The following is a 21,770-nucleotide window of genomic DNA, read 5'->3' as shown; positions in this document are numbered from 1 at the left end:
GAAACAGCGAAATACGCCGTGGGAAAGGTCTTGCTGGAGCGAGGCAAACTCGCTCCAGCAAGGGCGATATTAAGCCTCGATACCGAGGATATCGCGTGCCACTGCTTCAGCGATGCGGATGCCGTCAACACCGGCAGACATGATGCCGCCTGCATAGCCAGCGCCTTCACCGGCCGGGAACAGACCTTTGACGTTCAGGCTTTGCATCGACGCGTCGCGAGTGATGCGCAACGGCGACGAGGTGCGGGTTTCGATGCCGGTCAGAACCGCGTCGTGCATCGAGAAGCCGCGAATTTGTTTCTCGAACGCTGGCAGTGCTTCGCGGATCGCTTCAATGGCGTAGGCAGGCAGGGCCAAGGCCAGATCACCCAGGGAAATCCCCGGCTTGTAGGACGGCTCTACGCTGCCCAGCTCAGTGGACGGCTTGCCGGCAATGAAGTCGCCCACCAACTGCGCCGGGGCTTCGTAGTTGCTGCCGCCCAGCACGTAGGCGTGGGCTTCGAGGCGCTCTTGCAGCTCGATACCGGCCAAAGGCCCGCCCGGGTAGTCTTCTGGCGTAATGCCGACAACGATGCCGGAGTTGGCGTTGCGCTCGTTACGTGAGTATTGGCTCATGCCGTTGGTAACCACGCGGCCTGGCTCGCTGGTCGCGGCCACAACGGTTCCGCCTGGGCACATGCAGAAGCTGTACACCGACCGACCATTTTTGGCGTGGTGCACCAGTTTGTAGTCGGCGGCGCCGAGTTTAGGGTGACCGGCATATTTGCCCAGACGTGCGCTGTCGATCAGCGATTGCGGGTGTTCAATACGAAAACCCACCGAGAAAGGCTTGGCTTCCATGTACACGCCACGGCCGTGGAGCATGCGGAAGGTGTCGCGGGCGCTGTGGCCCAGGGCCATGATCACGTGACGGGCCTTCAATTGCTCGCCGTCAGCCAGCACCACGCCTGTCAGTTGGCCGTCTTCAATCAGCACGTCAGTCACGCGCTGTTGGAAACGCACTTCGCCGCCCAGCGCGATGATCTGCTGGCGCATATTTTCAACCACGCCGGTCAAACGGAAGGTACCGATGTGCGGTTTGCTGACGTAGAGGATCTCTTCGGGAGCACCGGCTTTGACAAACTCGTGCAGCACTTTGCGGCCGTGGTGTTTCGGGTCTTTGATCTGGCTGTAAAGCTTGCCGTCAGAGAATGTCCCGGCGCCACCTTCACCGAACTGCACGTTGGACTCGGGGTTCAGGACATTTTTACGCCACAGGCCCCAAGTGTCTTTGGTGCGCTGGCGCACTTCGGTGCCGCGCTCAAGAATGATCGGCTTGAAGCCCATTTGGGCCAGCAGCAGACCGGCAAAAATCCCGCAGGGGCCAAAGCCCACCACAATCGGGCGCTCGCTCAAATCCTGCGGCGCCTGGCCAACCACTTTGTAGCTGACATCCGGTGCAGGGTTGACGTTACGGTCGTCAGCGAAGGTGTGCAGCAACGCCGCTTCATCCCGCACGCTCAGGTCGATGGTGTAGATGAAGCACAATTCGGAGGTTTTTTTACGCGCGTCGTAACTGCGCTTGAACAAGGTGAAATCGAGCAAGTCATCGCTGGCGATGCCCAGGCGCTGCACGATGGCAGTGCGCAGGTCTTCTTCGGGATGGTCGATCGGCAACTTGAGTTCGGTGATTCGTAACATGACGGTGTCCAGTGTCGGGGCCAGGTAAACCCCGGCAGCCTTATGCGAACCGGGGATTATAGGCGGCTTCGAACCGTTGGGTCAGGTTAAAACAGCAATCTGTGGTTACAGTTGTCGGTTAGTCGTTACGCGCGCCACCAAAATAACCGCAACCGCGCTGAACCTGGCCATTGACCCGCAGTTCAGCCGAAAGGTGTTGCACGCTGCCGTTGACGCTGTCGGTGCAGCGCTGCGGGGCGACCCAGAGCTCAATGCGCTGATTATTGGCCTCTGTGGACAGTGAGAAGCGGCTGTCACCGATCTGCTCTTCAACGTAAGGCAGCGCCAGATCTTGTTGGCCTTCGCGTTTGAGGATCAGACCTTTACCGCCTGCTTGTACTTCCCAGGCAGGCCCGTTGCCGTTGGCGTGCACCGTTTGTTGCTTGAAGTTGGGGTCTTGGCAGGCCGCGCTGCTGCGCTCAAGGCGGTACACCTGTTGCAGCTTGACCTCGCCTTGCTCACCCGCGGTTTTGGCGCTGACGAAACTGCCACGAATATCGGCGAACAGCTTGCCAGGTTTGACGGGCATGTCGGTTGCGTCCTGGACCAGTGTGGTGCTGGCGCCATCACTGACCACATAGTGCTGTTGGCCAACGCAGGGTTGGAAAACCAGTTGGCCGTTGTCTGACACCAGTTCGCCCTGAAGGCGAGTCAGGCCGGCGTTGCTATCAACGGGTTTGCTGTTCAGCAACTGGCAGCCGGCAAAGACGGGCAACAGGGCGACTAAAACTAAGGAACGGGCAGCGCGCATCATTCGGACTCCTGACTAATGCCGTCACGTTACTTAGGCTCGCCGTGCATCACAAGCCCGTCCCCTCAAATCTGACAATGTGCTTTAGCCCACCTGATAGGTCTGTCCGGTGTGCAGGCCTTCGACACTTTTGGCGTAAGCCAGCGCCACATCGGCGGCTGCTACCGGCTTGAAGCCACGGAAGTAGGGCGCGTATTTGTCCATCGCCTCTGCCAGCACCGTAGGGCTGACGGAGTTCACCCGCAGCCCGCGTGGCAGTTCAATCGCCGCTGCCCGGACAAAACCGTCGAGCGCAGCGTTGACCAATGCCGCCGAACTGCCGGTGCGAATCGGCTCGCGGTTGATCACCCCGCTGGTGAACGTGAATGAAGCATTGTCGTTGGCGTACTCGCGGCCGATCAGCAGCAGGTTGACCTGGCCCATCAGCTTGTCCTGCAAACCCAGGGCGAAGTCTTTTTCGGTCATGTCGGCCAACGGCACGAAGTTGACATTACCTGCGGCGCAGACCAGCGCGTCGAAGCGTCCTGTTTGTTCGAACAAGGCGCGAATGGAGGCGCTGTCGCTGATGTCGACCTGAAAATCGCCGCTATTGCGGCCAATACGCACGATTTCATGGCGCGCCGATAACTCGCGATCAATAGCAGAACCTATGGTGCCGTTAGCGCCGATCAGCAGGATTTTCATCGGGTATTCCTTGAGTGAGGAGGTGTGGGGTCAGTCTAGTAGTGGATTTTGGTGGCGATAAGCGCACTAATAGGCAACCTTTGGTTTTCATATGGAAACAATCCATGAGCGAGATGGATGATCTGGCGGCGTTTGCAGTGTTGGTCAATGCGGGGAGTTTTACCTTGGCCGCTCAGCAGTTGGGCTGCAGCAAAGGGCAGTTATCCAAACGCATCAGCCAGTTGGAGGCCCAGTTCTCGGTCGTGCTGCTGCATCGCACCACGCGGCGTTTGAGCCTTACGGCGGCGGGGGCTGCGTTATTACCCCAGGCCCAGGCACTGGTGCTGCAGGTTGAACGGGCGCATCAGGCGCTGGCGCGGCTTAAGGACGACATGGCGGGCCCGGTGCGGTTGACGGTGCCGGTGTCGCTGGGTGAAACCTTTTTTGACGCGTTGTTGCTGGAATTTTCCCGCGACTATCCCTTGGTCCAGATCGAGCTGGAGTTGAGCAACAGCTACCGCGACCTGGCCCGAGAAGGGTTTGATTTGGCGATTCGCTCTCAAGTGGGTAGCCATGAGCGGCTGGTGGCCAAGTCGGTGCTGAGTTGGCACGAAATGACCTGCGCTAGCCCGGCGTACCTTGAACAGTACGGCGAACCGACCACTCCGGCGCAATTGGCTGAGCATCGTTGTTTGCTTAATAGCCATTACACCGGCCGCGAAGAATGGCAGTACCACCAGCAGCATGAACTGTATCGTGTTCGGGTTTCGGGGCCTTTTGCCAGTAATCACTACAGCTTGCTGAAAAAAGCGGCGGTGATAGGCGCCGGTATTGCGCGGTTGCCGTCTTACATGCTCCACGCCGAATTGGCTGACGGGCGATTACGCGGGGTACTGCTCAATTATCAGACCCGCAGCAACCCGATGTACCTGGTGCATCCCTACGAAGGTGGATTGCCCAAGCGCACGCAAGTTTTGGCGGATTACCTGATGCAGTGGTTTCAGCGTAGCGTGCTGCAGCCCAATCCCCTGTAGCAGTTGCCGAGTTTTACGAGGCTACGTCCGATTGCGAAGCGATCGTAAATACTCAATGCAAGGTTGAACGGACACACCGCGGAGCATGGTTTTGCGACTGCTGCGCAGCCGGACGTAGCCTCGCGGTGCTCGTCAACGACTACAGGGGTGGTGTGATCTTGTAGTCGCTGACGAGGCACGAGGCTGCGATGCGAGCCGTAGGGCCGCCACGATTTGCAGCCAACTCCCCCGTAGCAGTTGCCGAGTTTTACGAGGCTACGTCCGATTGCGAAGCGATCGTAAATGCTCAATGCAAGGTTGAGCTGACACACCGCAGAGCATGGTTTTGCGACTGCTGCGCAGCCGAACGTAGCCTCGCGGTGCTCGTCAACGACTACAGGGGTGGTGTGATCTTGTAGTCGCTGACGAGGCACGAGGCTGCGATGCGGGCCGTAGGGCCGCCACGATTTGCAGCCAACGCCCCCGTAGCAGTTGCCGAGTTTTACGAGGCTACGTCCGATTGCGAAGCGATCGTAAATGCTCAATGCAAAGTTGAGCTGATACACCGCAGAGCATGGTTTTGCGACTGCTGCGCAGCCGAACGTAGCCTCGCGGTGCTCGTCAACGACTACAGGGGTGGTGTGATCTTGTAGTCGCTGACGAGGCACGAGGCTGCGATGCGGGCCGTAGGGCCGCCACGATTTGCAGCCAAATCCCCCGTAGCAAGGTTGAACTGACGTACTACGACTGCTGCGCAGCCGGACGTAGCCTCGCGGTGCTCGACAACGGCTACAGGGGTGGTGTGATCTTGTATTCGCTGACGAGGCATGAGGCTGCGATGCGGGCCGTAGGACCGCCGCAATCTGCGACCTAATCCCCCGTAGCAAGGTTGTACTGACGTACTACGACTGCTGCTCAGCCGGACGTAGCCTCGCGGTGCTCGTCAACTGCTACAAGGAGGGCGGTGCGATCTTGTAGTCGCTGACGAGGCACGAGGCTGCGATGCGGGCCGCAGGATCGCCACGATTTGCAGCCAACGCCCCCGTAGCAGTTGCCGAGTTTTACGAGGCTACGTCCGATTGCGAAGCGATCGTAAATGCTCAATGCAAAGTTGAGCTGATACACCGCAGAGCATGGTTTACGACTGCTGCGCAGCCGGACGTAGCCTCGCGGTGCTCGACAACGACTACAGGGGTGGTGTGATCTTGTAGTCGCTGTCGAGGCACGAGGCTGCGATGCGGGCCGCAGGACCGCCGCGATTTGCAGCCAACTCCCCCGTAGCAGTTGCCGAGTTTTACGAGGCTACGTCCGATTGCGAAGCGATCGTAAACGCTCAATGCCAGGTTGAGCTGACACACCACTGAGCATGGTTTTACGACTGCTGCGCAGCCGAACGTAGCCTCGCGGTGCTCGTCAACGACTACAGGACGCGCCGCGATCTGCGGCCCAATAAAAAACGGCCCCGCAGGGCCGTTTTGTGCAGCAGGCAGGGTTAACCGCCCAGGTACGCGTCACGCACTTTTGGATCGTTGAGCAGTTGCTCGCCAGTGCCTTGCATGACCACCCGGCCGTTTTCCAGCACGTAGGCGCGGTCAGCAATTTTTAGCGCCTGGTTGGCGTTTTGCTCAACCAAAAACACGGTCACGCCTTCATCACGCAGTTGTTCGATGATGTCGAAAATCTGCTGAATGATGATGGGCGCGAGCCCCAGCGACGGCTCATCGAGCAGCAGCAGCTTGGGCTTGCTCATCAGCGCACGGCCAATGGCGAGCATTTGTTGCTCGCCACCGGACATGGTGCCGCCGCGCTGAGTAAAGCGCTCTTTGAGGCGCGGAAACAGGTGCAAAACCTTGTCGAGTTGCTCCTGATAATCGTGCTTTTCAGTAAAGAACCCGCCCATGGCGAGGTTCTCTTCTACGGTCAAACGGGCAAATACCCGACGACCTTCCGGCACGACCGCGATGCTTTTGCGCATGATCTGCGCCGAGGTCAGGCCCACCAGTTCTTCACCCATGTAGCGAATACTGCCGCTATGGGCTTGCGGCGAACCGCACAAGGTCATCATCAGCGTCGATTTGCCGGCACCGTTGGCACCGATCAGGGTCACGATTTCACCCTGGCGCACTTCGACGTTGACGCTGTGCAGGGCCTGGATCTTGCCGTAGAAGGTCGAGACGTTTTCGAACTGCAGCATTTACGCTTCCCCCAAATAGGCTTTGATCACGTCAGGGTTGTCGCGGATTTGCTCCGGGGTCCCGTCGGCCAAAGGTGTGCCCTGATTGATCACCACGATATGGTCGGAAATGCTCATGACCAGTTTCATGTCGTGTTCAATCAGCAAGACCGTCACGTTGTGCTCGTTGCGCAGTACGCTGATGAGCATCTTGAGGTCTTCGGTCTCTTTAGGGTTGAGGCCCGCCGCGGGCTCGTCGAGCATGAGCAGACGCGGGCGCGTCATCATGCAGCGAGCGATTTCCAGACGGCGTTGCTGCCCGTAGGCCAAGGTGCCCGCCGGGCGGTTGGCGAACTCGGTCAGGTTGACCTTGTCCAGCCAGTACGCGGCATATTCCATGGCCTCGCGCTCGCTTTTACGGAACGCCGGGGTCTTGAACAGACCGGCCAGGAAGTTGGTGTTGAGGTGACGGTGCTGTGCGATCAGCAGGTTCTCAACGGCAGTCATGTCCTTGAACAAACGAACGTTCTGGAAGGTGCGCACCACGCCTTTGCGGGCGATTTCATGGCCAGACAGCCCTTGAATCGGCTCGCCATCCAGCAGGATGGTGCCCGCAGACGGTTTATAAAAGCCCGTCAGGCAGTTGAACACGGTGGTTTTGCCGGCGCCGTTAGGGCCGATCATCGATACAACCTGTTTTTCCTGGACGGTCAGGGCTACGCCATTCACCGCCAACAAGCCGCCAAAGCGCATGCTCAGGCCGCTGACTTTCAGTAACTCGCGGCTCATTTTCGCAGCTCCAGGTGAGGACGTTGCATAGGCAGCAGACCTTGTGGCCGCCAGATCATCATCACAACCATCAAGGCTCCGAACAGCAGCATCCGGTACTCACTGAATTCGCGCATCATTTCTGGCAGCAGGATCATCACCACGGCCGCCAGAATCACGCCCAGTTGTGAGCCCATGCCGCCCAGTACCACAATGGCCAGAATGATCGCCGACTCAAGGAAGGTGAACGATTCCGGGGTCACCAGGCCTTGGCGAGCGGCAAAGAAGCTGCCTGCGAAACCGGCAAAGGTAGCGCCCAGGGTGAACGCCGACAGTTTGATAATGGTCGGATTCAAGCCCAGTGCGCGGCAGGCGATTTCGTCTTCACGCAGGGCTTCCCAGGCGCGACCAATCGGCATGCGCAGCAAACGGTTGATCACGAACAGCACGATCAGCACCAGTACCAGCGCGATCAGGTACAGGAAGATGACCTTGTTGATCGAGTTGTAGGCGATACCGAAGTATTCGTGGAAGGTTTGCATACCTTCGGCAGCAGTCCGGTCGAAGCTGAGGCCAAAGAGGGTAGGTTTTGGAATGTTGCTGATGCCGTTCGGTCCACCGGTGATGTCCGTCAGGTTACGCAGGAACAGACGGATGATTTCACCAAAGCCCAAGGTCACGATCGCCAGGTAGTCACCGCGCAAGCGCAGCACCGGGAACCCCAGCAGGAAACCAAAGGTTGCGGCCATCAACCCTGCCAATGGCAGGCACACCCAGAAGCTCAGGCCGAAGTAGTGCGCGAGCAGCGCGTAGGTGTAGGCACCGACCGCGTAGAACCCCACATAGCCCAGGTCCAGAAGGCCGGCCAGGCCCACCACGATGTTCAGGCCAAGGCCCAGCATCACGTAGATCAGGATCAGGGTGGCGATGTCGACGGCGCCGCGTGAGCCATAGAACGGCCAGATCAACGCTACAACGACCAGCCCCAGAATGATCCAGCGTTGGGTACTGGGCAGGGTCAGGAAGTTGGTCGCCTTGGTCGGGACTTTCGGCAGGCCCGGTGAAGCACGCCAGGCGGCGCTTAGTTGGTGGTGGAACAGCACACGCAAAAACATCAGCAAAGAGCAGATCGCAATCACGCTCAGGGTGAAGGTGCTGGTGTGGTGAACTTCAATGTTGATCCCGACGATTGTCAGTTTCAGGCCGAGTACCGGGTAGGCGACGGCCCAGACCAACAGGGCGCTGAAGAGCGCCGCTTTAAGATTCCTGATCATACTTTTTCAATCTCCGGACGTCCCAGAATGCCGGTCGGACGGAACAGCAGTACCAATACGAGCAGGCTGAATGCCACGACGTCTTTGTACTGATCGCCGAAAATGTCAGCACCAAAGGCCTCAGCCACGCCGAGCACCAGACCACCGAGCATCGCGCCGGGAATGCTGCCAATCCCGCCCAATACCGCTGCTGTAAAGGCTTTAAGCCCTACAAGGAAGCCGGAACCGGGGTTGATGACACCGTACTGAACGCTGATCAGAACAGCGGCAACGGCTGCCAGGGCAGCACCAATCACGAAGGTCAGGGCGATCACGTTGTTGGTGTTGATGCCCAGCAGGTTGGCCATCTTCATGTCTTCGGCACAGGCGCGGCAGGCGCGGCCCAGGCGTGAACGGGAGATGAACAGGGTCAGGCCGAGCATGGCCACCAGAGTGACGACGAAGACCACGATTTGCATGTAGGAGACGACAACTTCGCTCGCACCACCCGGGCCGAAGCTGAAGCCGCCGGGGATCAGGTTAGGAATCGATTTGTCTTTTGAGTCCTGGGACAGCAGCACCATGTTTTGCAGGAAGATCGACATACCAATGGCAGAGATCAAGGGGATCAAGCGGTTACTGCCACGCAAGGGACGGTAAGCCACCCGTTCAATGCTGTAGCCGTAAGAACTGGTCACTACGATGCTCGCGATAAACGCCCCGGTCAGCAGCAATGGCACGCTGTCCAGGCCCATCATGGTCAGACCGGCGATGGCGATAAACGCAATGTAGGAACCAATCATGTACACCTCGCCATGGGCGAAGTTGATCATTCCAATAATGCCGTAAACCATCGTATAGCCGATGGCGATCAGGGCATACGTGCTGCCAACGTTGAGGCCGTTAACCAGCATTTGGAAGAAGTGATAGATGTCAGGCATTACAAGCTCCTAAAAACCTGAGACGCATTTCACTGGTGGAGTCATTTTCCGGCCTGTTTCGTACGCTTTTTTAGCCGTTTGAGCACAGGTCTTTTGCCAGCGAACCGCTGGTGACGGTTTTAAAGATTTTCAGGTGGGGAGACTTTCGGATCACGAAAGCGCGGCCCAATTTCTGTGGGCCCAAGGCCCGTAAAACAAAGCCCACCGTTCGCGCAGTGGGCTTTGTAGTCAGATCTAGAACCGACCCTTATTGAGGGCTTACTTCTGTTTTAGGCTTGCCGAAGTGCCATTCGTAGACCACGAATTTGAAGTCTTTGAGGTCACCTTTGGCGTCGTAGCTCAGATCACCGGTAGGGGTTTTGAATGTGCCAGCATGGATGGCTGCAGCCACTTTGGCCGTGTCTTCGCTCTTGGCAGCGGTGATGCCTTGGGCAATCAGCTCAACCGCAGAGTAAGCCGGGAACACGAACGGTCCGCTCGGGTCCTTGCCATCTGCCTTGATGGCATCCGCAATCGCTTTGTTTTCCGGGTCTGTGTCAAAGGATTTCGGCAGAGTGACCAGCAGGCCTTCGGAAGCATCCTGGGCAATTTGCGAGATGGAGTCGTTACCCACGCCTTCAGGGCCCATGAACTTGGCGTTCAGACCTTTCTCTTTGGCTTGGCGCAGGATCAGGCCCAGCTCAGGGTGATAGCCGCCGTAGTACACGAAGTCGACATTGGCTTGTTTGAGCTTCTGAATGACGGATGCGAAGTCTTTATCGCCTGCGTTGATGCCTTCAAAAACCGCGACCTTGATGCCGTCTTTTTCAAGCGTTTGTTTAACTGCAGTCGCGATGCCTTCGCCGTATTGTTGCTTGTCGTGCAGGACCGCAACGACTTTAGGCTTCACAAACTTGGCGATGTAGTTGCCCGCTGCCGGGCCTTGGGCGCTGTCCAGGCCAATGGTACGGAAGACCAGTTTGTAACCACGACTGGTGATCTCCGGGCTGGTGGCAGCCGGGGTGATCATGATGACGCCTTCGTCTTCGTAAATGTCCGAAGCCGGCTGAGTGGAGCTGGAGCACAAGTGGCCTACAACGAAATTGACGCCATCATTGACCACTTTGTTAGCGACAGCAACGGCTTGTTTTGGGTCGCAAGCGTCGTCGTATTCTTTGGCTTCCAGCATCTTGCCATCGACACCGCCTTTGGCGTTGATGTCTTTGATAGCTTGTTTGGCGCCCATGAATTGCATGTCGCCGTACTGGGTCACAGGCCCGGTTTTAGGGCCAGCAATACCGATCTTGATGGTGTCTGCAGCAAACGAATGGCTGGCAACCCCGGCCAAAACCATAGCGGCAAACAGTTTAGTAATCTGCTTCTTAGCCATCTTTATTGGTGCTCCACTCTTCTGTTGTAATTTTTATAGTCCTGGAAGCCAAGGCAGCCGGACCGGGTTTTTTCTGAGCGAAATTCCCGACCAATCCCCCCTGCAACTGTACCGGTACAGTGTAGAGCGCCGGTTCAACGCTTGAATAGCGGGCTACCGGGAGAAAAAGCAGGAAATGTCGCTTAAACGAAAGAAAGAGACAGAATGGCGGCGGATTATGTTGTTGATCTATATCGGGATGTTGCCAGCTCAACAGGTTCGTCCTTGGCGCTTCACTCTTTCCTCGTTTCCATACCTCTGTTTGGGTTTTTCTACCGGGTGTGCGGCGCTATCATTGCGCCGATTTTTTTACCTGGTGAATCCCATGAATCAAGAACCTAGCACCCTCTATGCCAAGCTGCTTGGTGAGACCTCAACAATTGAATGGAAGGTGTTGCTGCCATTCTTCGCCAAAGGTGACTTGTTGTGGGTTGACCCCGCACTGGACTTGATCGACGCGGCCATTGCCGTGACTCAGGATGAAGCAGAGAAGATCAAGGCCTGGATGGCTTCTGGCGTATTTGGAAAGATGACTGCAGAACACGCGCTAGACGTTAATGCGCGAGATCCTGAGCTGTGGGCCGTGGTGGTATCGCCTTGGGTGATGGTCCAGGAAAGGGCAAAAATTTAATTGAACGCACCAAACAGGAGCGTTTATAGAGGGGCGATTTGGGCGAGGTGGTGTGTAGGCCAGTAACTGGTTTCACAATAGTGGCCACTTGCCGTAGAGAAACGCCACAGTCAGTTCTGTGGCATTTCGTTAAATGGGTAGCTGCTAAATGGGTAGCAAATGCGCTACTACAGTTGAAGCGCCGAATAGCCCGATGCAAAGCGGTGAGATTGATTGAGCTGTTCCAGCACGCCGGGCAGCGCTTCAAACGGCACAGGGCGGCTGATCAGATAACCCTGGATAAAGTCGCAGCCATAGCGGCTTAAAAGCTCGAGTTGCTGGGTGGTTTCGACACCTTCGGTCACCACTTGCAGTTGCAACGTGTGGGCCATGACGATAATTGCCTGAACGATTTCCATGTCCTGGCTGGACGTTTGGATGTCCTGGATAAACGAGCGATCAATTTTCAGGGTATTAAGAGGCAGGCGCTTTAAATAGGCCAGGGACGAGTAGCCGGTGCCAAAGTCGTCAATCGACAAAGACACGCCCAGTGCGCGTATCTGCCGTAACAGCTGTGAGGTGTTGCTGATGTTGCCCATCAGCGCGTTTTCAGTGACTTCAAGTTCCAGCCGATGCGGGGCAATCCCGGAGCAATACAGCGCATTTTCAATGTCCTCAGCCAGTTCTTCGCGCACCAGGTTGAGTGCGGAGCAGTTGACGGCAACCCCAAGCTGCTGCCAGCCGAGCCGTGAAAGTGTCGCCAGATCGGTGCAGGCTCTGCGCAACACCCAATGATCCAGTTCGGCAATCAGCCCGTTGGCCTCAGCAATATTGATAAAACGATCCGGGCCAAGCAAGCCATGCTCCGGGTGCTGCCAGCGGATCAATGCCTCCAGTTTGGCGACTCGCCCTTGCTTGAGGTCGATGATGGGTTGGTAGTGCAGTAGCAAGCCGGTGTCTTCATTCAGCGCCTGGCGCAGTTCTTCTTCGATTTGCAGTTCCAGTGAGGCACGTGTGGTCAGGTTAGGGCTGAAAAAATTCAGGCTGTTGCGACCACCGCCTTTGGATTGATAGAGGGCCAGATCCGCGTGCTTGAGCAGCTCAATGCTGCTGGTGCCGTCGTCCGGGAACACACTGATGCCAATGCTGGTGGTCATGACCATGCGCCTGCCCGTCAGCTCGATGGGCTCTTTGAGCGTGTGCATGATGCGCTTGGCCATGCTTTGCGCTTCGTCGCGATCGTGGATGTCGATCAAAATACAAAACTCGTCGCCGCCAAATCGCGCCACCACATCCCCGTGATTGCGGGCGGCGCCTCTGATCTGATTGGCAATGGTCTTAAGCAGCTCATCGCCTGCGTCGTGGCCCAAGCTGTCATTGATCCGCTTGAAGTGATCGATGTCGAGAAACAGCACCGCCAGTTTGCTGTTCTTGGCGGCCGCGTCAGCGAGTTTTTCAGCAAAGATCTGGTTGAAGCCGCGCCGATTGATCAGGTTGGTCAGCGGGTCGTAATGCGCCACTTGCTGCAATGACATGCGGGCTTCATCAAGCTGGCTGAGCAGGGCATTGACCCGTGCCAGGTCGTGCTCTTTTTGTTGCAGTTTTTTATCGACCAAGGCGGCACTGATGCTGCTACCGATCAACAGCAGCGTGATCATGGCGACCATCAGGGCGACTTGCCAGTGGTTGGTTTCAATGTGGGTCTGGTTGATCTCGCCCTCAGGCGATAGCGTGTGCAGTGCCCACATGCCAATAAAGTGGACGCATAAAATGGCGGTGCCCGCGGTGAGGCTGATGGCGTATTTAAAAAACTGATGGGCCATGCCGTGGGTAGTGCGCAAGGCTATGGCCATCTGCAAGGCCCAATAACTGGCACCCACAGCCAGGATTAAAGAAAGGGCAACGCCGATGAATTCGTAGTGTTGCTGGCTGTTGGAGTGCATGGCGGTCATGCCGGTGTAATGCATGCCGCCGATGCCCAGGCCAAAAATCAGCGCCGCGAGCATTAAGGGTATGCGCGAAAGGCCGGGCTGATTGAGCAGATGCATGGCAATCAGTGCGCTGACCCAGATGATAACCAGCGAGCCGATGGTGATGCCCAGGTTGTAATGAACCTCAAGCGAAGACTCAAAGGCCAGCATGCTGATGAAGTGCATGGCCCAGATACCGCCTGCCAGGCAGCTGGCGCCCAGCCATCGCCAAACCGTTTTGGCCGTGGCTTTTTCTGCATTGGCGGCACGTTCACCCATATGCAGCGCAGCCAAGCTCGCGGCGCAGGCCACCAGCCAGGCGAGAAACACCAGGTACAGGTTGTGGCTGCTGTGCAGTGTCTGGAGGCCGTGCTCAGCATGTGCGCCGAGAAACTGCCATTCGAACCATTCCATTGCGGCCCTCGGCACTGAGTCCAGGTTTGCCAGTCAACAGGTGCTGACGTGCTTTCAGTGTAGAGGCTGGGATAAGGCGGGGGAGGGTGATGGCGATATGATGCTAATCATTTCGCAATAAACAATTAGTTTTTAATCGCGAACTTCGATTGAAAACTTGTAGGAGCGAGCTTGCCTCGCGATCTTTTAAAGATCAAAAGATCGCGAGACAAGCTCGCTCCTACAGAATGCGGGTTAGCCGGCGACCAGCACGCGAATCGCTTCAAGGCGCAGCGCGGCTTTTTCAAGCATGGCCAGCCCTTGTTCGCGTTGTTTACGCAAGGCAACCAACTCGCTGTCACGTACGGTCGGGTTGACCGCTTGCAGCGCAGTCAGGCGCGCCAGTTCTTCTTCCGTGTCGGCTGCCAGACGGCGTTGCGCTTCGGCCACACGTTCAGCGTGACGTGGCGCAACCTTGGCTTCGCCGGCATTGATTTTCGGCGTCAGGTTATCGCGCTGCGCCTGGATGAACTTGTTGGCGCTGGCACGGGGCACGCTTTCCAGTTGTTCATTCAGGGTGTCGAAGGCCACGCGCGAGGACAGGTCGTTGCCGTTGGCATCGAGCAGGCAGCGCAGCGCAGCAGGCGGCAGGTAGCGGCCCAGTTGCAGGGAGCGCGGGGCAACGGCTTCGCTGACGTAAATCAGTTCGAGCAGAACGGTCCCGGGTTTGAGCGCCTTGTTTTTGATCAGTGCCACGGCGGTGTTGCCCATCGAGCCCGAGAGCACCAAGTCCATGCCGCCTTGCACCATCGGGTGTTCCCAGGTGATGAACTGCATGTCTTCACGCGACAGCGCCTGGTTGCGGTCGTAGGTGATGGTCACGCCTTCGTCGTCACCCAGCGGGAAGCTGGCGTCGAGCATTTTCTCGCTCGGCTTGAGAATCAGGGCGTTCTCGGAATGGTCTTCACTGTCGATGCCGAACGCATTGAACAGAGTTTCCATGTAGATCGGCAGGGTGAACTGGTCGTCCTGCTCAAGAATCGCTTCTACCAGTGCTTCGCCTTCACCCGCGCCGCCGGAGTTGAGCTCCAGCAGGCGGTCACGACCGGTGTGCAGTTCTTGCTCCAGGCGCTCGCGCTCGCTGCGGGCTTCGTTGATCAGCGCTTGCCACGGGGTGTCGTCGGTTTCTTCAAGCAACGGCAGCAGGCGTGGGCCGAACTGGTGTTGCAGGGCGTTGCCGGTCGGGCACGTGTTGAGGAACGCGTTCAGGGCTTCGTGGTACCACTGGAACAGGCGTTCTTGCGGGCTGGTTTCCAGGTACGGCACGTGCAGTTCGATGACGTGCTTCTGGCCGATACGGTCCAGACGGCCGATACGCTGCTCCAGCAGGTCCGGGTGGGACGGCAGGTCGAACAGCACCAGGTGATGGGCGAACTGGAAGTTGCGGCCTTCGCTGCCGATTTCCGAACAGATCAGCACTTGTGCGCCGAACTCTTCATCAGCGAAGTAAGCAGCTGCGCGGTCACGTTCAAGAATGTTCATGCCTTCGTGGAAGACCGTGGCAGGAATGCCGGAGCGAACGCGCAGGGCGTCTTCCAGATCCATGGCGGTTTCGGCGTGGGCACAGATCACCAGCACTTTAGTGCGCTTGAGCATTTTCAGGGTGTCGGTGAGCCACTCTACGCGAGGGTCAAAGCGCCACCAGCGCTCTTCATCGCTGGCGTCCGGCTGGGCCTGGAAGCTGACTTCCGGGTACAGCTCGGCGTGATCACCGATGGGCAGTTCGAGGTATTCGTCCGGGCACGGCAGCGGGTAAGCATGCAGTTTGCGCTCGGGGAAGCCCTGGATCGCGGCGCGGGTGTTACGGAACAAAACGCGGCCAGTGCCATGACGGTCGAGCAGTTCGCGAACCAGACGCGCGCTGGCTTCGGTATCGCCTTCGTTGACTGCGGCGAGCAACGAGTCGCCTTCAGTACCCAGGAAGTTATGGATGGTGGTGTGCGCTTCAGGGGACAGGCGGCCTTTATCCAGCAGTTCCTGTACCGCCTGAGCGACCGGGCGATAGTTCTCGCTCTCGGCGCGGAAGGCGGCCAAGTCGTGGAAGCGGTTTGGATCGAGCAGGCGCAAACGTGCGAAGTGACTGTCCTGACCCAGTTGTTCCGGGGTCGCGGTCAGCAGCAAGACGCCAGGGATTACGCCGGCCAGTTGCTCGACCAGACCGTATTCAGGGCTGACTTGATCTTCGTGCCACACCAGGTGGTGAGCTTCGTCGACCACCAGCAGGTCCCAGTCTGCGTCGAACAGGGCTGCTTGCGCTTTAGGGTCGTCAACCAGCCATTCCAGAGCCACCAGAGCCAACTGGCAGTCTTCAAACGGGTTGCCGGCATCGCTTTCAATGAAGCGCTCTTCGTCAAACAGTGCGACTTCAAGGTTGAAGCGGCGACGCATTTCGACCAGCCACTGGTGTTGCAGGTTTTCCGGAACCACGATCAGCACACGGCTGGCGCGGCCACTGAGCAGTTGGCGATGAATCACCAGGCCCGCTTCGATGGTTTTACCCAAGCCCACTTCGTCAGCCAGCAATACGCGCGGCGCGATACGGTCGGCCACTTCACGGGCAATGTGCAGTTGGTGAGCGATAGGTTGCGCACGCACGCCACCCAGGCCCCACAGCGGCGATTGCAACTGGCGGCTAGTGTGCTCAAGGGTGTGGTAACGCAGCGAGAACCACGACAGCGGGTCGATTTGCCCGGCGAACAGGCGGTCGCTGGCCAGACGGAACTGGATAAAGTTCGACAGTTGCGTTTCTGGCAGGGTCACCAGCTCGTTTTGTTCGTTGAAACCGTGATAAACCATCAGACCGCTGGAGTCATCGACTTCGCGAACGGTCATCTTCCAGCCTTCAAAGTGGATGATGGTGTCGCCCGGCGAGAAACGCACGCGCGTCAGTGGGGCGTTACGCAGCGAATATTGGCGGGTTTCGCCAGTGGCCGGATAGAGCACGGTCAGCAAGCGACCGTCCTGTGCCAGAACGGTGCCTAAGCCTAGCTCAGCTTCGCTGTCACTAATCCAGCGTTGCCCCGGTTGATACTGCTGCGCCATGCTGCCTGACTCCCGCTTTGAAAAAGCCGAGTATATTAACGCAGCAGAGTCCTCAGTCCAAAGGACTCTGACAAAAAGCTGCTCTACTCAAAAGAAGCCAATGGCGCTTTTCGATGAGTGGTTTTCAGCCGGACGCAGAACAGGAGCACACCATCATGCTGCCGCCGATTCTACCGCTGAGCGTTGTCCCCGTGACCTCACAACAAGACCCGGTACCCCCGCGACCTGAAATCCCGGCGGTGGTGCCTGCCCAGGCCAGTTCGGGGGACAGCACGGTCAACATCAAACACCATGATGCTGACCAGGCAGCCTTGTTATTGCGCGAAGAGCAGCAGCGTCAGCAACACAAACGCCAGCATGAGGGGCAGCCGCCGCTGCCCGATGAAGTCCAGGCGGATCAGCCTGCCGATGATGGCGTGGTCGATGGGACGCAGCGTCAGGGTTTATGGATTGATATCGAGGTATGACTGGATTTTTTCTGGCCTGTTGTCCGGCCTCAACGCATTATTGCGCTGTCCCTTGAACCCTTTTAGCCAACAGCCTCTGACAGTGACCTGATTTTTATGAGCCAAGACAGCAATCTGGTTGACCTGGGTGCAGAACGTGCCAAGCGCGTGCATGACCTTAAAGAGAAGCGTCTGAACGAAGTGCGCCAGGCATTCGAGCAAGCAATGCCCTTGGCAAATGCCAAGAAAAAGCCGAAAAAGAAACCTAAAAAGCGCTGATCTACCGCGTTTTAGCTGATCTGGGTCAACTTTTCTTCCCAAGCCTCGTCGGGCCGTGATCACTATTGATCCCGGTCAACGTATGCGCCTGCCTGTGTGGTTAATCTAGCTCCAACACAAACAGACACGAGCAGGAGGCCGTCATGTTTCTCGACAATGTGGTTATCGCAGGGGTAGTGACGGTCGGTCTCATGGTGTTGTTCTTCGCAGGTCTGGGTTTTTTTATCTGGAAAGACGCCCAGAAGCGCAATAAGTAGCGCCGGGTCTTTCTGGTACACGAGCACGCAAGGCATTTTGGGCGACTTCGGTCGCCTATTTTTTTGCCTGTAATAAACGCATAAAAAAAGGTACGCCCCGCGAGGGGCGTACCTTTTTTGTCAGGCGCTGGATCAGTTGAGGGCGATGGACGCCAACCAGAACAGTGCTGCAGACAGCCCGACAGTGGCCGGCAGGGTCAGCACCCAGGCCATCAGGATGGTCTTGATGGTGTTGCCTTGCAGGCCGCTTTTGTTGGCAACCATGGTGCCCGCCACGCCTGAAGACAGGATGTGCGTGGTCGAGACCGGAAGGGCAAAGACGTTGGCCAGGCCAATCGCGATGGTGGTGGTGATCTGAGCGGCCATGCCTTGGGCATAGGTCATGCCTTGCTTGCCGATCTTCTCGCCGATGGTTTTAACCACGCGTCTCCAGCCAACCATGGTGCCCAGGCCCAGGGCCAGTGCGACAGCCAGAATCACCCAGAACGGGGCGTATTCAGTGGTGGTGGTCAGGTCTTTACGCAGTTTTTCGAGATCCGCCTTTTCACTGGCGTCGAGCACTGGCAGCTTGCTGACTTTTTTCGCCGTGTCATCCAGGCACAGCAAATAACGACGAATTTCGATGCGCTGCTCAGAGGTCATGGAGTGGTAGTCAGTCACGCCCTTGAGTGAGCTCAGCAGAGCGGCAATGGTTGGCTCGGTTTGCTGCGGATTGCAGCTGAACTTGCCCGGCAGGTCGCTTTTAATGCTTTTGCCCAGTGCCAGGTATTCGTTCAGGCTCTCGTGGTTACGCTGATAGAACTGGCTCAGGTGCAGCGTCGCGTCGCGCGTTCGCTCGATCTGGTAAGTGCTGCTGTTCAAGTCCAGAACGAAGGCGCTCGGCACGATACCGATCAGTACCAGCATGATCAGGCCAATACCTTTTTGACCGTCGTTAGAGCCGTGAACGAAGCTCACGGTCATGGCAGAAATCACCAAAACCAGACGGTTCCAGAACGGCGGATGCTTTTTATCATCCAGCTTGCGGCGTTCTTCTGGGGTCTTGTGCATCTTGGAGTTAGGGCGCCACCACTTCAGGCCCACCAGCATGAGGCCGGCAATGATAAAGCCCGCCAGTGGCGAGAACACCAAAGAAGCGCCAATCTCAATAGCCTTCTGCCAGTTAACGCCTTCGCTCACCGGGATGCCGTTGATCAGGGCGTTGGCCAGGCCGACACCGAGGATCGAGCCGATCAGGGTGTGGGAGCTGGAGGCCGGAATCCCGAAGTACCACGTACCCAGATTCCAGGTAATGGCTGCAGCCAGCAGCGAGAACACCATGGCCAGGCCATGTCCGGTGTTCACGTTGACCAGAAGCTCTACCGGCAGCAAGTGGACGATGGCGTATGCCACCCCGACTCCGCCCAGCAGAACGCCCAGAAAGTTGAATACACCGGAGAAGAACACCGCCAGGTGAGGCGGCATGGCTTTGGTGTAGATGACAGTCGCTACCGCGTTCGCGGTGTCATGAAAGCCGTTAATGAACTCGAAGGCGAGAACAAAGGCTAGGGCGAAGAAGAGGCTGATAAGAACCCAGGCATCCAATCCGCTTAGTAGATCGATCATGAAGGTTTTCTGACACGGTCATAAAGGGGGCCGGATTATGCCAGAAAACCTTGGTAATCGATGCACTTGGTGCTCGCCGGTAACATCTATAAATGAAAAAAGCGGTAGGACACCCCGATTTACAGAGGCCAAAAAACAGCTCCAAGCCGCTGATAACAAAGGCTATAAGCGTTTCAGAGGGGAGGGCTTGTGCCTACGTGACGGTCTGATTTGAGTGTGTGAAATTTCTGTAATCAGACAATCTGGTGGCTTGGGCAGACCTTTTGTCGGGCAAAGGTCAGCCTCCGAGCAATGCAGCGGCAGGAGGCGTTGTAGCCGTTTTTACACAGATTTCAGCCGTGGTGATTCACGACTCATCAGCTTTGAGTTCTTTCTCAATTTTTTGAATTTCTTGAGAAAACGCCTGATCCAGCAGGCTTGCACGTTTGCGCCAAGGCTTGCGCTCGGGCTCCGGCTTTGCGGCATAAGTGGTCACTTCGCCGCCATAAACATCCTTGTAACGTTGTTCCTGACGCTCAAGTTCTGCGCGCAGTTCGTCTTTCGTCACAGTGCTACCTAATTAAGTAAAGATTAAACCTGGTGAACCACTCGGCAAGAGAGGTTGATGCATCTGACGTTTGAGTCAGCTTTAGACGGATATCTATAAGCAACGTCAAGGTTAAATCAACCACTCTGTGCAGGCGGCAACGACATTAATTAACACCTGAGCGCTGTCGCACTTAAGTGCTCACCCCAGAGGGTGGACAATTCAGGTCGCACTTGGAAGTTAAGCCTCTCGGCCTATTGAGTTCAACGAGCGGGTTGGATCCAAAAGGCGGGAATGCTTGACTCTGTGCATTCAATTACTTGCGGGCCATAAAGGCTTGAGTAAGGCGTCTACTATCGCCGAAGCGCTTTAGGTCCGTCAACTTCCAAGTGCAAACTTTGTTGCAAAAATTCAGGGAATGAACAGCTTTCGGCATTTTTTAGAACTATTAATACGAGTGAAGGTAAATGGAGTGTCAAGTTGTTGAGCGCTACCGTCAGCTTAATTGACCGGGCATATAAGGAAAATGCACTCCAATGAGTGGGGGAGGCTGTTTGTCGCAGTGTAGTCGGTAAAAAAAGCTTAATGGAAATCAGACGCAGGTGTTGTCTGTAGTTATAAAGTACGGCAATGGAACTTTATTAAACGCACAGGATCATGGGGCGTTGCCTACGTCTCATTCATATCCGTGATGAAGAGTGAGGATATTGCGATTATCGGTCATCGGTTCGATAATCGGCCAATATTGCATCTGCCGTGTGTCTGTTGTTACCGGGGCCGATCTGTAATAACAATAAAAGCGACATCAGGGGGATAGGGTATGAGTGAGCAATTGCGCAATGCAGTGACTGGCCTGGCGCCACCGATTGTGGCGTCACCTGCCAAACGTATTCAGGCGTTTACCGGCGACCCCGACTTCATGGCCTCGCTGGCCCGTGGTCTGGCCGTGGTGCAGGCGTTTCAGGAGCGTAAACGGCACTTGACGATTGCGCAGATCAGCCATCGAACCGAGATCCCCCGCGCCGCTGTACGGCGTTGCTTGTATACGTTGATCAAACTGGGCTATGCCACCACCGATGGCCGGACCTATTCGTTGCTGCCCAAAGTGTTGACCCTGGGCCATGCCTATTTGTCATCGACGCCGCTGGCGGTGTCGGCCCAACCGTATCTGGACCGCATGAGCGAGCAACTGCACGAAGCCTGCAACATGGCGACCCTTGAAGGTGACGACATCCTCTACATCGCCCGTTCGGCCACCACCCAGCGGCTGATTTCAGTCGACCTTTCGGTAGGCGGCCGTTTGCCTGCGTATTGCACGTCGATGGGGCGTATTTTGCTGGCGGCCCTTGATGATGTGACCCTTAACGAATACCTGGCCCATGCTGAGTTCCAGGCCAAAACAAGTCGCACCCTGCATACCCCCGAGGCGTTACTTGAATGCTTGCAGAAAGTTCGCGAGCAGGGCTGGTGCGTTGTCGACCAAGAGCTGGAACAGGGGCTGCGTTCGATTGCCGTACCGGTGTACGACGCTTCCGGCCAGGTACTGGCGGCCCTGAACGTCAGCACCCACGCCGGGCGCGTGTCACGTACAGAACTGGAGCAGCGCTTTTTGCCGATCATGCTCACTTCGAGCCGCGAACTGAGCGCACAGTTGTTCACCTGAGCCTGCGGTTTATCACACGAACCCTGTAGGAGCGAGCTTACCTCGGGGTCTATTGATCTTAAAAAATCGCAGTCTTTGAGCCACGTTTCGGTCAATTCCAAGCAGGCTAACTATGTGTTCGATTACCGAACACATCGTCGATTATCGGATTGTTTGAGCCGGGAGGGCGGCTTAACCTGCTGACAGTCCGGTGCCGCTCGACGCACCGTTTTCTATTCAGTGGCAAACAA

Annotated in this window: 18 protein-coding genes; 6 read left to right on the top strand and 12 right to left on the bottom strand. The window is 57.0% G+C overall.

Going from position 1 to position 21,770, the window contains the following annotated elements:
• Window positions 1–69: 69 nt before the first annotated feature.
• The 3 genes from GHO25_RS03185 to GHO25_RS03175 all read right to left on the bottom strand — a co-directional run bounded on the left by GHO25_RS03185 (window position 70) and on the right by GHO25_RS03175 (window position 3,154).
• Window positions 70–1,680 (bottom strand): NAD(P)/FAD-dependent oxidoreductase, encoded by a 1,611-nt coding sequence (locus GHO25_RS03185; RefSeq protein ID WP_123751927.1) that lies wholly within the window; start codon window positions 1,678–1,680, stop codon window positions 70–72.
• A 118-nt stretch (window positions 1,681–1,798) separates the two neighbouring features.
• Window positions 1,799–2,470 carry a COG3650 family protein gene (locus GHO25_RS03180; RefSeq protein ID WP_178109968.1) on the bottom strand — a complete coding sequence of 224 codons (672 nt, stop codon included), beginning with the start codon at window positions 2,468–2,470 and terminating at the stop codon, window positions 1,799–1,801.
• A gap of 84 nt (window positions 2,471–2,554) precedes the next feature.
• On the bottom strand, window positions 2,555–3,154 hold the full coding sequence (locus GHO25_RS03175) for a short chain dehydrogenase (protein ID WP_048369458.1): 600 nt from the start codon (window positions 3,152–3,154) through the stop codon (window positions 2,555–2,557).
• 104 nt (window positions 3,155–3,258) lie between these two features.
• On the opposite strand from GHO25_RS03175, the gene GHO25_RS03170 reads away from it, so the two are divergent.
• Window positions 3,259–4,167, top strand: coding sequence for a LysR family transcriptional regulator (locus GHO25_RS03170; protein WP_153330690.1), 909 nt, complete (start codon window positions 3,259–3,261; stop codon window positions 4,165–4,167).
• Window positions 4,168–5,638: 1,471 nt separating this feature from the next.
• On the opposite strand, the gene GHO25_RS03165 is transcribed toward GHO25_RS03170, so the two are convergent.
• From GHO25_RS03165 to GHO25_RS03145, 5 genes are all read right to left on the bottom strand, one after another.
• Window positions 5,639–6,340: an ABC transporter ATP-binding protein gene (locus GHO25_RS03165; RefSeq protein ID WP_123751931.1), complete on the bottom strand. Its 702-nt coding sequence runs from the start codon at window positions 6,338–6,340 to the stop codon at window positions 5,639–5,641.
• The gene (gene livG / locus GHO25_RS03160; RefSeq protein WP_123751932.1) at window positions 6,341–7,108 is read right to left on the bottom strand and encodes a high-affinity branched-chain amino acid ABC transporter ATP-binding protein LivG; all 768 of its coding nucleotides are present in this window, start codon (window positions 7,106–7,108) and stop codon (window positions 6,341–6,343) included. It lies immediately after the preceding gene.
• Window positions 7,105–8,361: a high-affinity branched-chain amino acid ABC transporter permease LivM gene (locus GHO25_RS03155; protein WP_153389878.1), complete on the bottom strand. Its 1,257-nt coding sequence runs from the start codon at window positions 8,359–8,361 to the stop codon at window positions 7,105–7,107. The genes livG and GHO25_RS03155 overlap by 4 nt, the downstream gene beginning before the upstream one ends.
• On the bottom strand, window positions 8,358–9,281 hold the full coding sequence (gene livH, locus GHO25_RS03150; RefSeq protein WP_123751934.1) for a high-affinity branched-chain amino acid ABC transporter permease LivH: 924 nt from the start codon (window positions 9,279–9,281) through the stop codon (window positions 8,358–8,360). Before livH ends, GHO25_RS03155 begins: the two co-directional genes overlap by 4 nt.
• Before the next feature lie 247 nt (window positions 9,282–9,528).
• Window positions 9,529–10,656: a branched-chain amino acid ABC transporter substrate-binding protein gene (locus tag GHO25_RS03145; RefSeq protein WP_178109967.1), complete on the bottom strand. Its 1,128-nt coding sequence runs from the start codon at window positions 10,654–10,656 to the stop codon at window positions 9,529–9,531.
• A 358-nt stretch (window positions 10,657–11,014) separates the two neighbouring features.
• On the opposite strand from GHO25_RS03145, the gene GHO25_RS03140 reads away from it, so the two are divergent.
• On the top strand, window positions 11,015–11,320 hold the full coding sequence (locus GHO25_RS03140; RefSeq protein WP_153389918.1) for a DUF2288 domain-containing protein: 306 nt from the start codon (window positions 11,015–11,017) through the stop codon (window positions 11,318–11,320).
• A gap of 167 nt (window positions 11,321–11,487) precedes the next feature.
• Here GHO25_RS03140 and GHO25_RS03135 read toward each other — a convergent pair whose 3' ends face one another.
• Entirely contained in the window at window positions 11,488–13,683 is a 2,196-nt protein-coding gene (locus GHO25_RS03135) for a bifunctional diguanylate cyclase/phosphodiesterase (RefSeq protein WP_048369472.1), read from the bottom strand.
• A 234-nt stretch (window positions 13,684–13,917) separates the two neighbouring features.
• Window positions 13,918–16,764, bottom strand: coding sequence for an RNA polymerase-associated protein RapA (gene rapA, locus GHO25_RS03130; RefSeq protein WP_153389876.1), 2,847 nt, complete (start codon window positions 16,762–16,764; stop codon window positions 13,918–13,920).
• A gap of 155 nt (window positions 16,765–16,919) precedes the next feature.
• Between rapA and GHO25_RS03125 the strand changes: the two genes are divergently transcribed.
• The 3 genes from GHO25_RS03125 to ccoM all read left to right on the top strand — a co-directional run bounded on the left by GHO25_RS03125 (window position 16,920) and on the right by ccoM (window position 17,746).
• Window positions 16,920–17,231: an aspartate-semialdehyde dehydrogenase gene (locus tag GHO25_RS03125; RefSeq protein ID WP_153389917.1), complete on the top strand. Its 312-nt coding sequence runs from the start codon at window positions 16,920–16,922 to the stop codon at window positions 17,229–17,231.
• A gap of 96 nt (window positions 17,232–17,327) precedes the next feature.
• A complete protein-coding gene (locus GHO25_RS26070) occupies window positions 17,328–17,489 on the top strand; it encodes a hypothetical protein (protein ID WP_088500241.1) in 162 nt (53 codons plus the stop codon).
• 143 nt (window positions 17,490–17,632) lie between these two features.
• Window positions 17,633–17,746 carry a cytochrome c oxidase subunit CcoM gene (gene ccoM / locus GHO25_RS26715; protein ID WP_306108765.1) on the top strand — a complete coding sequence of 38 codons (114 nt, stop codon included), beginning with the start codon at window positions 17,633–17,635 and terminating at the stop codon, window positions 17,744–17,746.
• A gap of 132 nt (window positions 17,747–17,878) precedes the next feature.
• Here the strand turns inward: ccoM and GHO25_RS03120 are convergent, their stop codons facing one another.
• Together GHO25_RS03120 and GHO25_RS03115 are read right to left on the bottom strand one after the other, a co-directional pair.
• Entirely contained in the window at window positions 17,879–19,351 is a 1,473-nt protein-coding gene (locus tag GHO25_RS03120) for an inorganic phosphate transporter (RefSeq protein WP_048369477.1), read from the bottom strand.
• Between the two features lie 346 nt (window positions 19,352–19,697).
• A complete protein-coding gene (locus GHO25_RS03115) occupies window positions 19,698–19,898 on the bottom strand; it encodes a hypothetical protein (RefSeq protein WP_178109964.1) in 201 nt (66 codons plus the stop codon).
• A gap of 799 nt (window positions 19,899–20,697) precedes the next feature.
• Between GHO25_RS03115 and pcaR the strand changes: the two genes are divergently transcribed.
• Complete coding sequence (gene pcaR, locus GHO25_RS03110) at window positions 20,698–21,540, top strand: pca regulon transcriptional regulator PcaR (protein WP_048369481.1); 843 nt, start codon at window positions 20,698–20,700, stop codon at window positions 21,538–21,540.
• Window positions 21,541–21,770 lie beyond the last annotated feature (230 nt).

Origin of the sequence: Pseudomonas sp. FSL R10-1350 (genome assembly GCF_009600525.1) — a bacterium.
Taxonomy (GTDB): Bacteria; Pseudomonadota; Gammaproteobacteria; order Pseudomonadales; family Pseudomonadaceae; genus Aquipseudomonas; species Aquipseudomonas helleri.
The sequence above is the reverse complement of the archived record's forward strand: the minus strand, read 5'-3'. Positions and strand labels throughout refer to the sequence as shown.

Coding starts and splice junctions, on each gene's coding strand:
- GHO25_RS03170 (WP_153330690.1), top strand. CDS start 3,259: ATGAGCGAGATGGATGATCTGGCGGCGTTTGCAGTGTTGGTCAATGCG.
- GHO25_RS26070 (WP_088500241.1), top strand. CDS start 17,328: ATGAGCCAAGACAGCAATCTGGTTGACCTGGGTGCAGAACGTGCCAAG.
- livH (WP_123751934.1), bottom strand. CDS start 9,281: ATGCCTGACATCTATCACTTCTTCCAAATGCTGGTTAACGGCCTCAAC.
- GHO25_RS03165 (WP_123751931.1), bottom strand. CDS start 6,340: ATGCTGCAGTTCGAAAACGTCTCGACCTTCTACGGCAAGATCCAGGCC.
- GHO25_RS03180 (WP_178109968.1), bottom strand. CDS start 2,470: ATGCGCGCTGCCCGTTCCTTAGTTTTAGTCGCCCTGTTGCCCGTCTTT.
- GHO25_RS03125 (WP_153389917.1), top strand. CDS start 16,920: ATGCTGCCGCCGATTCTACCGCTGAGCGTTGTCCCCGTGACCTCACAA.
- GHO25_RS03140 (WP_153389918.1), top strand. CDS start 11,015: ATGAATCAAGAACCTAGCACCCTCTATGCCAAGCTGCTTGGTGAGACC.
- rapA (WP_153389876.1), bottom strand. CDS start 16,764: ATGGCGCAGCAGTATCAACCGGGGCAACGCTGGATTAGTGACAGCGAA.
- GHO25_RS03120 (WP_048369477.1), bottom strand. CDS start 19,351: ATGATCGATCTACTAAGCGGATTGGATGCCTGGGTTCTTATCAGCCTC.
- GHO25_RS03185 (WP_123751927.1), bottom strand. CDS start 1,680: ATGTTACGAATCACCGAACTCAAGTTGCCGATCGACCATCCCGAAGAA.
- GHO25_RS03175 (WP_048369458.1), bottom strand. CDS start 3,154: ATGAAAATCCTGCTGATCGGCGCTAACGGCACCATAGGTTCTGCTATT.
- pcaR (WP_048369481.1), top strand. CDS start 20,698: ATGAGTGAGCAATTGCGCAATGCAGTGACTGGCCTGGCGCCACCGATT.
- ccoM (WP_306108765.1), top strand. CDS start 17,633: ATGTTTCTCGACAATGTGGTTATCGCAGGGGTAGTGACGGTCGGTCTC.
- GHO25_RS03155 (WP_153389878.1), bottom strand. CDS start 8,361: ATGATCAGGAATCTTAAAGCGGCGCTCTTCAGCGCCCTGTTGGTCTGG.
- livG (WP_123751932.1), bottom strand. CDS start 7,108: ATGAGCCGCGAGTTACTGAAAGTCAGCGGCCTGAGCATGCGCTTTGGC.
- GHO25_RS03135 (WP_048369472.1), bottom strand. CDS start 13,683: ATGGAATGGTTCGAATGGCAGTTTCTCGGCGCACATGCTGAGCACGGC.